Origin of the sequence: Mesorhizobium sp. BH1-1-5 (assembly GCF_020165615.1) — a bacterium.
Taxonomy (GTDB): Bacteria; Pseudomonadota; Alphaproteobacteria; order Rhizobiales; family Rhizobiaceae; genus Mesorhizobium.
This window is the reverse complement of record NZ_JAIUIM010000054.1, coordinates 1-7965: the sequence shown is the minus strand read 5'-3', so window position 1 is coordinate 7965 and position 7965 is coordinate 1. Positions and strand designations below refer to the sequence as shown.

Genomic DNA, 7965 nt, shown 5'->3' with positions numbered 1-7965 from the left:
CCCTCTGTCGCCTTCGGCGACATCTCCCCCTCGAGGGGGAGATTATCCGCCTCACACCGCAATCCTCGGCCTTCCCGACGCCACCGCCACCACATGCGCCTCGATGAACATGCGCTGGCCTTCGATGGTCGAGACCTTGAACTCGGTGGCGACGGCGATCTCGGCGCTGTCGGTGCCGGCGTCCTTGGCGCGCTCGGCCGCGATCGCCCGCACATCGGCTTCGGCGGCGGCGATCGCCTTTTCCTCCTCGGTGAAATCGTGCACCGTCGGGCCGGAGGCGAGGCGGAACAGGCCTTCCTTGGGCTGGCTGACGCGGGCCTCGGCGGAGACACGCACCTGGCCGACCACGGCGCCGAGCGCGTTGGCGACATCGGTGTCTTCCGGCACGATGCAGCCATTGCCGACGAGCGGCGGCAGGCCGGCATAATGCAGGGGCGCGGAGGCGCCGAGGCCGATGACCGGACGGTCGAGCGCGACGGTGAAGCGGGCGATGCCGGGATGGGCGTCGACGGCGCGCTGCACCAGCGCGTGCGCGACGGTGGCGGCGCCGTCCAGCCCGTCCTCGGCGAAGGCGGTTTCGAGGATGTACTCGGCCGACCAGCGGGTGAGCGTGACGAGCACGCGCTCGGCGATGGCTTCCGGCGTCGCCGCGATTGTCTGGCCGCGGCCGTCGCGGCGGCGGGCGAACAGCTCGGCGCCAAGCCGGGCGGCGGCGGCGTCCCAATTGGATTGCTTGCCGAGCACATGGGCGGCGTCGGACGGCGTGAAGCCTGAGATATGGACGAGACCGCGCGCGACCAGCCGGTTCAGCGTGGCGTTCTGCGCGTTGGAAGCGAGCAGCCTGTCCAGCGCCAGCGGCGTGGCGCCGATGGTCTCGTAGAGTTTTGCCTCCGGGCCGGTCAGGCCGGCGGCGAGCCGGTCCGGCACGCCGGTGCGCAAGGTAAAGCGGCCGTCCATGCGGCCGGGGTTCGGCGCGCGCAGCTGGCGCTCGAGCTCCGACGTCACCGCCTCGCCATGCACCATGCCGGACAGCGCCAGCGGCACCAGCCGGCGTGGGCCAAGCAGGATCTTCGGATCGAGCGCGCCGTCTTCCAGCGTGACTTCCGAGTCGCCGCCGAGGCCGAAGGTGCGCATGGCGACAGCCTCGACCATGGTGCGGAAGCCGCCGACGGTGGCGCCTTCCGGATCGAGGCGCGGGCGGCCGCCATCGAGCACGGCGACGTCGGTGGTGGTGCCGCCGATGTCCGAGACCATGGCGTCGTCGAGGCCGGTCATGTGGCGGGCGCCGACAAGGCTGGCGGCGGGGCCGGACAGGATCGTCTCGATCGGCCGCTGGCGGGCAAAGGCCGCCGACACCAGCGCGCCGTCGCCGCGCACCACCATCAGCGGGGCGGCGATGCCGCGCTTGGCCAGGAACCCTTCGGTCGCCGCGACCAGCCGGTCGATCATCGAGATCAGCCTTGCATTGAGCAGCGTGGTCAGCGCGCGGCGCGGGCCGCCGAGCTTGGCCGACAATTCATGGCTGGCGGTGACCGGCAGGCCGGTCTTCTCGCGGATCAGGTCGCGGGCGGCAAGCTCATGCGCCGGATTGCGGGTGGCGAAATAGGCGCAGACGGCGAAGCCCGACACCGAGCCGCCCAACTCGGGCAGCGCTGCCTCGAGGCCGGACAGGTCGAGTTTCGTCGCATTGCCATGCACGTCATGGCCACCGGGGCAGAACACCACGGGGTCGGTGCCTAAAGCCGTCTTCAGCCCGTCGCGGGCAAGATCGGCCTCGGAAAAGCCGATCATGACCAGCGCCACACGCCCGCCCTGGCCCTCGACCAGCGCGTTGGTGGCCAGGGTCGTCGACATCGATACGAGCTTGATGGCGGCCGGGTTGGTGGCGGATTTCTCCAGCACCGCATCCACCGCGCCGGAAATGCCGACGGCGAGGTCGTGGCGCGTGGTCAGCGACTTGGCCTTGGCCAGCACCTTTCCCTTCGGCCCGCCCTCCTCGGACCACAGCACCGCGTCGGTGTAGGTGCCGCCGGTGTCGATGCCGAGGAAGAGAGGTTTTGGCTTGGCGGTCATTTTTGCAGGCATTCCGGGGTCGAGAGCTTTGTTGCGAAGCCCTTAGCCGATACACGCTGGCGGATAAAGAAGGGAGGGATGGGCCAAGGGCGCGGCGTTGGCGCTAAGAGAGGGGGGCCTCGCGCCGGCCTCCGTAATTACCCCTCAAACCCCACCCTCTTATGGCTCCCGTCACAAAACGGCTTGTTGGCCGAATGGCCGCAGCGGCAGAGGAACACCTTGGTGGTGCGCGCGATGGTGTGCCCCCGTGCCGGTGACGATCTCGAGATTGCCTTCGACCTTGAGCGGGCCGTTGCTGGTCGGCGTCACGGTGAGCGGACCGTCCCGCGCCTCCAGCACCTGCGCTTCCTTCAGCGGCGGCTCGCCGGTGGCGGTGAAGCCGGCCTTGATGTGGCTGTTGTCGCAGAACGGCTTGTTCTGCGACAGGCCGCAACGGCAGAGCGTGGCGCGCAAGAAGGTGTCCTCGCCGAGCACGATCTCGGCATGCACCGCCAGCGCGCCGTTCTCGCGGACGCGCACGGTGTTGACCACCGGCGGCTTCTCCTGCGGCCCGCCATCCTTGCGGGTGTAGGTGATGGCCCCCGACGGGCAGTTCTGCGCCAGCGCCACGACCTGCTCGACATCAGCGGCTTCCGGGTGGATCCACTCGCCCGGCGCGTTGGGCACGAAGACATGCGGGTTGCCGAGCACGCAATTGCGCGAATGGATGCAACGCTTGCCGCTGAAAGAAACGTCGATCTTCTCGCCTTCGACCGTGCCTGCCATGGGGCTCTCCTCTGGTGGGTTGAGGCAAGGCTAGGGCGCGGGCGTGAGGGGCGTCAAGCGACAAGCTCCACCTTCTCCCCTTGTGGGAGAAGGGAAGACCGCGCTACTCCGCCAGGTCCACCGTCTCGGTCGAATGCTCGGCGCAGATGAAGCAGCAGGTGTCGCAGGGTTGGTCGTTGTCGGGGCCGACGCCGGCGGAGACCTGGTCGTTGCCGGCGACCCAGGCGCCCCAGCAGATGTGCTCGCCCGGCTCGCAGGAGATCGGCACGGATTTGCGCGCCTTCGGGCGGATGAGGAAAACCTTGTCGTCGCCCGGCCAGACTTTCTGGCTGTCGCGGCTGAACAGTTCCACCGCGACGCCGTCCGAGCGCTGGTTGCGCACGAAGACCGACATGTCGGCGGCGAAGGCCGGCGAGGTGAAGAGAAGTGCGGCGAGCAGAGCGCGAATCATGGCGAGGTCCCCCGGTGGAGTAGAGCACGGGTGGCATCTGGAAGCACCCTCACCCGGATTGCCAACCGAATTGCAAAGGGCAATTCGGTTGGCGATCCGACCTCTCCCTGAGGGGAGAGGAGATCGCCGGCGTCTCAATGCTTGGGTTCCTCACCCCCGCCAGAGGCGGGGGAGAGGTGGCCGCGAAGCGGTCGGAGCGGGGGCCTCGTAGGGCGCTCCCCTCTCCGTCTCGGCTTCGCCGAGCCACCTCTCCCCGCTGTGCGGGGCGAGGAACCTCGATCCTGCAAAGTGGCGTTCCTTCGCGCCCCCCTCTGTCCTGCCGGACATCTTCCGCACAAGGGGGGAGACCAGCTGCTTTCGGCGCCTCGCCAGTTCCGCAACGTCGGCGATTTGCGCGCGCCTACCGCCTCACCACCACATGCGGCGCGAACTTCTTCACCGCGTCCACCAGGTCCTCGCCGCGCACGCCGAGCGAGGAGATTTCCATGTGCACGGTGGTCCGGCCGAAGGGCATCAGGCCGAAGGCGTTGGCGGAGGAATACCGGATTGCGTCGGGCGGCTCCTCGGTGAGCTCGAAATTGAACATCGCCGCGCCCTTGCCGCCGGCGGCAAGCCGCACGCTGCGCACCTTGCTGGCGAAAGCTAACATCATAGTGTTCGCAACTTCGTCTTGGGAGGCGGCTTAGGGCCTAGGGCGAGACGCGCATAGGAGAAACGGCTACCAGCGGCGATCAGCCAACGGGTTCGGAACCATTCCCACAGCAGGCGCCAACCGCCTCCTCAATCCCCCATCTTCAGCGCCTGGATAAACGCCTCCTGGGGAATATCCACCTTGCCGAACTGCCGCATCCGCTTCTTGCCCTCTTTCTGCTTGTCGAGCAGCTTGCGCTTGCGGGTCACGTCGCCGCCGTAGCATTTGGCGGTGACGTCCTTGCGCAGCGCCGAGATGGTCTCGCGGGCGATGACCTTGCCGCCGATCGCGGCCTGGATCGGGATCTTGAACAGATGGTGCGGGATCAGCTCCTTCAGCTTCTCGCACATGGCGCGGCCGCGCTTTTCGGCCGCCGTGCGGTGCACTAGCATGGAGAGCGCGTCGACCGGCTCCTCGTTGACCAGGATCGACATCTTGACCAGGTCGCCCTCGCGATAGTCGGTCAGATGATAGTCGAACGAGGCATAGCCCTTGGAGATCGACTTCAGCCGGTCATAGAAATCGAACACGACCTCGTTGAGCGGCAGGTCGTAGGTGAGCATGGCGCGTTTTCCCACATAGGAGAGATCGGCCTGGATGCCGCGCCTGTCCTGGCAAAGCTTCAGGATGCCGCCGAGATAGTCGTCGGGCGTCAGGATGGTGGCGCGGATCCACGGCTCCTCGATGGCCTGGATCTTCACCACGTCGGGCATGTCGGCCGGGTTGTGCAGTTCCTTCACCGTGCCGTCGTTCAACAGCAGCCGGTAGACGACGGAAGGCGCCGTGGCGATCAGGTCGAGGTTGAACTCGCGCTCCAGCCGCTCCTGGATGATTTCCAGATGCAGCAGGCCGAGGAAGCCGCAGCGATAGCCGAAGCCGAGCGCGGCGGAGGTTTCCATCTCGTAGGAGAAGCTCGCGTCGTTGAGGCGCAGCTTGCCGACGGCGGCGCGCAGATCCTCGAAATCGGCGGCGTCGACCGGGAACAGGCCGCAGAACACCACAGGCTGCGCCGGCTTGAAGCCGGGCAGCGCCTTTGCCGTCTGGCGGCGATCCTCGGTGATGGTGTCGCCGACGCGGGTGTCGGCCACTTCCTTGATCGAGCCGGTGAAGAAGCCGAACTCGCCGGGGCCGAGCTCGTCGACATTGACGCGGGCCGGCTTGAACACGCCGGTCCTCTCGACGAGGTATTTCGCGCCGGTGCCCATCATGCGGATGGTCTGGCCCTTCTTCAGCACGCCGTCGATGATGCGGACCAGCACGATGACGCCGAGATAGGCGTCGTACCAGCTGTCGACCAGCATCGCTTTCAAGGGTGCGGCGATGTCGCCCTCGCGCGGCGGCGGCAGCTGGTGGACGATCGCCTCCAGCACATCCGGCACGCCAAGGCCGGTCTTGGCCGAGATCATGACCGCGTTGGAGGCGTCGAGGCCGATCACCTCCTCCACTTGCTCGCGGATGCGCTCGGGCTCGGCCGCCGGCAGGTCGACCTTGTTCAGCACCACGACGATCTCGTGATTGTTGTCGATGGCCTGGTAGACATTGGCCAAAGTCTGCGCCTCGACGCCCTGGCTGGCGTCGACCACCAAGAGCGAGCCCTCGCAGGCGGCGAGCGAACGCGACACCTCATAGGCGAAGTCGACATGTCCGGGCGTGTCGATGAGGTTCAGGACATAGTCCTCGCCGTTCCTGGCGCGGTAGTTCAGCCTCACGGTCTGGGCCTTGATGGTGATGCCGCGCTCGCGCTCGATATCCATCGAGTCCAGCACCTGCTCCTTCATGTCGCGCTCCTCCAGCGCGCCGGTGAGCTGGATCAGCCGGTCGGCAAGCGTGGATTTGCCATGGTCGATATGGGCGACGATGGAGAAATTGCGGATGTGGTCGAGCGGGGTGGTCATGCGGCGCGCTTTAGCAGGGGCAGGGTTGAGGGGCAAGCGGTGGGGGTTAGCTGATCTCCCCCCTTGCGGGGGAGATGTCCGGCAGGACAGAGAGGGGGGTGACGGATCGCGGCGCTGATCCAATGTTTCTCGGGCTTTTCAACCCAGGCGAAGATTCGGGCATGATGCTCTCTCCGGTTGCAATGTCGGCGGGACAGCACCCCCTCCTGCCCTGCCGGGCATCTCCCCCGCAAGGGAGGAGATCGGCTGTACATCACGCGCCGCTCACGAAATATTCAAAACCGCTTAAACATTCATGCACCGCTCTCGCGGATGCTGCGCCTCCGGATGGTAAACCGGCTCGACGCCGCGACGACGAAGGCTCCTGGAATGTCCCGTTTCTTTCGAAAATTCAGCCCGGCCGCGATTGCCGGAACGGTGAGGCAATTGCTGGCGCGCCGCGACGGCTCGATCATGCCGATGATGGCCATTCTGAGCATTCCGCTGGTGGCGGCGATCGGCTTTTCCGTCGACTACACCTCGGCGGTGACGACCCGAAGCGACATGCAGAACGCGCTGGACGCCGCGATCATCTCGATCACCACGCTGCCGACCACGACAAGCTTCACCGACCGGCAGGCGGCGCTGCAGCAGGCCTATGCGGCGAACATCCAACAGAGCACGGGCACGGCGACGCTGACCGGGGTCAAGATCGCCTTCGACGGCACGGCGACCTTCACCGCCACGGCGAGCTATCCGATGCCGACCAGCTTCATGCAGATCGCCCGCATCAACACGGTGCAGGTCGGCGTCGGCTCGTCGGTGCGCAAGACGCCGGCGCTGGTGCAGACCACCTTCCGGGTGACGAAGGTGTCGGGCTACTGGGCAAAGACGATGACGCTGTGGGGCACCAAGTTCGGCCAGACCGCCGCCCAGAAGCTGATGACGGTCACCTACACCTATAATGGCTATGGCGACCCGAAAGGCTACGGCACCTCGGTCGTCGACACCGTCGACGGGTCGACCTCGACGACGGTGCAGAAGCAGGTGTGCACCACCGGCACGCTGAAGAGCCTGCAGAAGAGCGTGCCGTCCGGGACGGCCATCCAGACCGACAGCTACGGCACGAGCTACTACTGCGTCGATACGTTCACCCCCGCCAATGGCGCGGGCGCGGTGATCGACGTCAGCCAGATGGACAAGCTTTATCTCGAGATGAAGGTGCCCTCGGGCAATCCGCAGACGCTGCAATCGAACGACCCGACCACCTCGAACCGGCTCTATATCGGCACCAGCCCGACCAACATGCCGGAGGTGGCGACCGGCCAGACCGTCGACATCTTCACCGCCGTGCCCTGCGGCCAGACCGGCTACCAGGCCTGGGAGGACGGCGGCAGCGCCGTCCCGGCGCCGGTCTCCAACGCCGACTTTTTCTACACCGTGCAAGGCAAGTGCGACTACAACCAGCGCCCTTCGGAGACGGTGCTGACGCAGTGATGGTTATTCTCCCCCCTCGAGGGGGGAGAGTTCCCAATCATGTCCGAACCGGATAGATAGGTAACAGAATAGACCGATTAGATGGGTGACAGTTTTCTTGCCAGCCGGGAGGACCGGCGATGGTTTGGCGAGAGACTGGCATCATGGATGAGCGGCTTCGTTTTGTTGTCGAGTGCCTGGCGGGCGAAGAGGCGATGACGCAGCTTTGCGCGGCTTTCGAGATCTCGCGCAAGACCGGCTACAAATGGCTTGGACGTTACCGGGAGTCCGGCCTGGAAGGCCTGCACGACCGGCCGCGGGCGCCGCTCGATCATGGCCGGGCAACGGCAGCCGAGCTGGTGGAGCGGATCGTGGCGGAGAAGGAAGCGCATCCGCTGTGGGGGCCGAAAAAGATCATGGCCCGGCTGAAGCGGGCGGAGCCCAGTTGCGGCTGGCCGGCAGTCTCGACAGCTGGCGAGATCCTGAAGCGGCATGGTCTTGTGGGACGCCGGCGCCGGCGCTGGAGGGCGGCGGGCAACGGCCCATGGCCGGAGCCGGAGGGACCGAACGCGCTGTGGACGGGAGATCACAAGGGCTGGTTCCGGACCGGGGACGGCTGGCGCTGCGAGCCGCTG

7 protein-coding genes and 1 pseudogene are annotated in these 7965 nt (G+C 66.7%); 2 read left to right on the top strand and 6 right to left on the bottom strand.

The annotated features are described in order from the left end of the window. Positions 1–51 precede the first annotated feature (51 nt). The 6 genes and pseudogenes from LB572_RS34200 to lepA all read right to left on the bottom strand — a co-directional run bounded on the left by LB572_RS34200 (position 52) and on the right by lepA (position 5875). Positions 52–2073, bottom strand: coding sequence for a hydantoinase/oxoprolinase family protein (locus LB572_RS34200; RefSeq protein ID WP_224670901.1), 2022 nt, complete (start codon positions 2071–2073; stop codon positions 52–54). A 137-nt stretch (positions 2074–2210) separates the two neighbouring features. After that, complete coding sequence (locus LB572_RS34195; RefSeq protein WP_318014103.1) at positions 2211–2291, bottom strand: CDGSH iron-sulfur domain-containing protein; 81 nt, start codon at positions 2289–2291, stop codon at positions 2211–2213. A gap of 205 nt (positions 2292–2496) precedes the next feature. After that, positions 2497–2838 (bottom strand): annotated as a pseudogene (locus LB572_RS34190) ((4Fe-4S)-binding protein); the annotation flags it as partial. A 103-nt stretch (positions 2839–2941) separates the two neighbouring features. After that, complete coding sequence (locus tag LB572_RS34185) at positions 2942–3289, bottom strand: hypothetical protein (RefSeq protein WP_224670900.1); 348 nt, start codon at positions 3287–3289, stop codon at positions 2942–2944. Between the two features lie 400 nt (positions 3290–3689). Further along, entirely contained in the window at positions 3690–3938 is a 249-nt protein-coding gene (locus tag LB572_RS34180; RefSeq protein WP_224670899.1) for a hypothetical protein, read from the bottom strand. A 131-nt stretch (positions 3939–4069) separates the two neighbouring features. Continuing rightward, on the bottom strand, positions 4070–5875 hold the full coding sequence (gene lepA, locus LB572_RS34175; RefSeq protein ID WP_224670898.1) for a translation elongation factor 4: 1806 nt from the start codon (positions 5873–5875) through the stop codon (positions 4070–4072). Between the two features lie 369 nt (positions 5876–6244). Here lepA and LB572_RS34170 point away from each other — a divergent pair, with 369 nt between their 5' ends. Both LB572_RS34170 and LB572_RS34165 read left to right on the top strand, forming a co-directional pair. Beyond that, positions 6245–7351 (top strand): TadE/TadG family type IV pilus assembly protein, encoded by a 1107-nt coding sequence (locus LB572_RS34170; protein WP_318014102.1) that lies wholly within the window; start codon positions 6245–6247, stop codon positions 7349–7351. Positions 7352–7470: 119 nt separating this feature from the next. Further along, positions 7471–7965, top strand: a 495-nt coding sequence (locus LB572_RS34165) for a helix-turn-helix domain-containing protein (RefSeq protein ID WP_224670897.1), incomplete at its 3' end; no start/stop codon positions are given.

Excerpts from the sequence above, each read along its gene's own strand:
- lepA (WP_224670898.1), bottom strand. The coding sequence starts at position 5,875 with ATGACCACCCCGCTCGACCACATCCGCAATTTCTCCATCGTCGCCCAT.
- LB572_RS34185 (WP_224670900.1), bottom strand. The coding sequence starts at position 3,289 with ATGATTCGCGCTCTGCTCGCCGCACTTCTCTTCACCTCGCCGGCCTTC.
- LB572_RS34200 (WP_224670901.1), bottom strand. The coding sequence starts at position 2,073 with ATGACCGCCAAGCCAAAACCTCTCTTCCTCGGCATCGACACCGGCGGC.
- LB572_RS34170 (WP_318014102.1), top strand. The coding sequence starts at position 6,245 with ATGTCCCGTTTCTTTCGAAAATTCAGCCCGGCCGCGATTGCCGGAACG.
- LB572_RS34180 (WP_224670899.1), bottom strand. The coding sequence starts at position 3,938 with ATGTTAGCTTTCGCCAGCAAGGTGCGCAGCGTGCGGCTTGCCGCCGGC.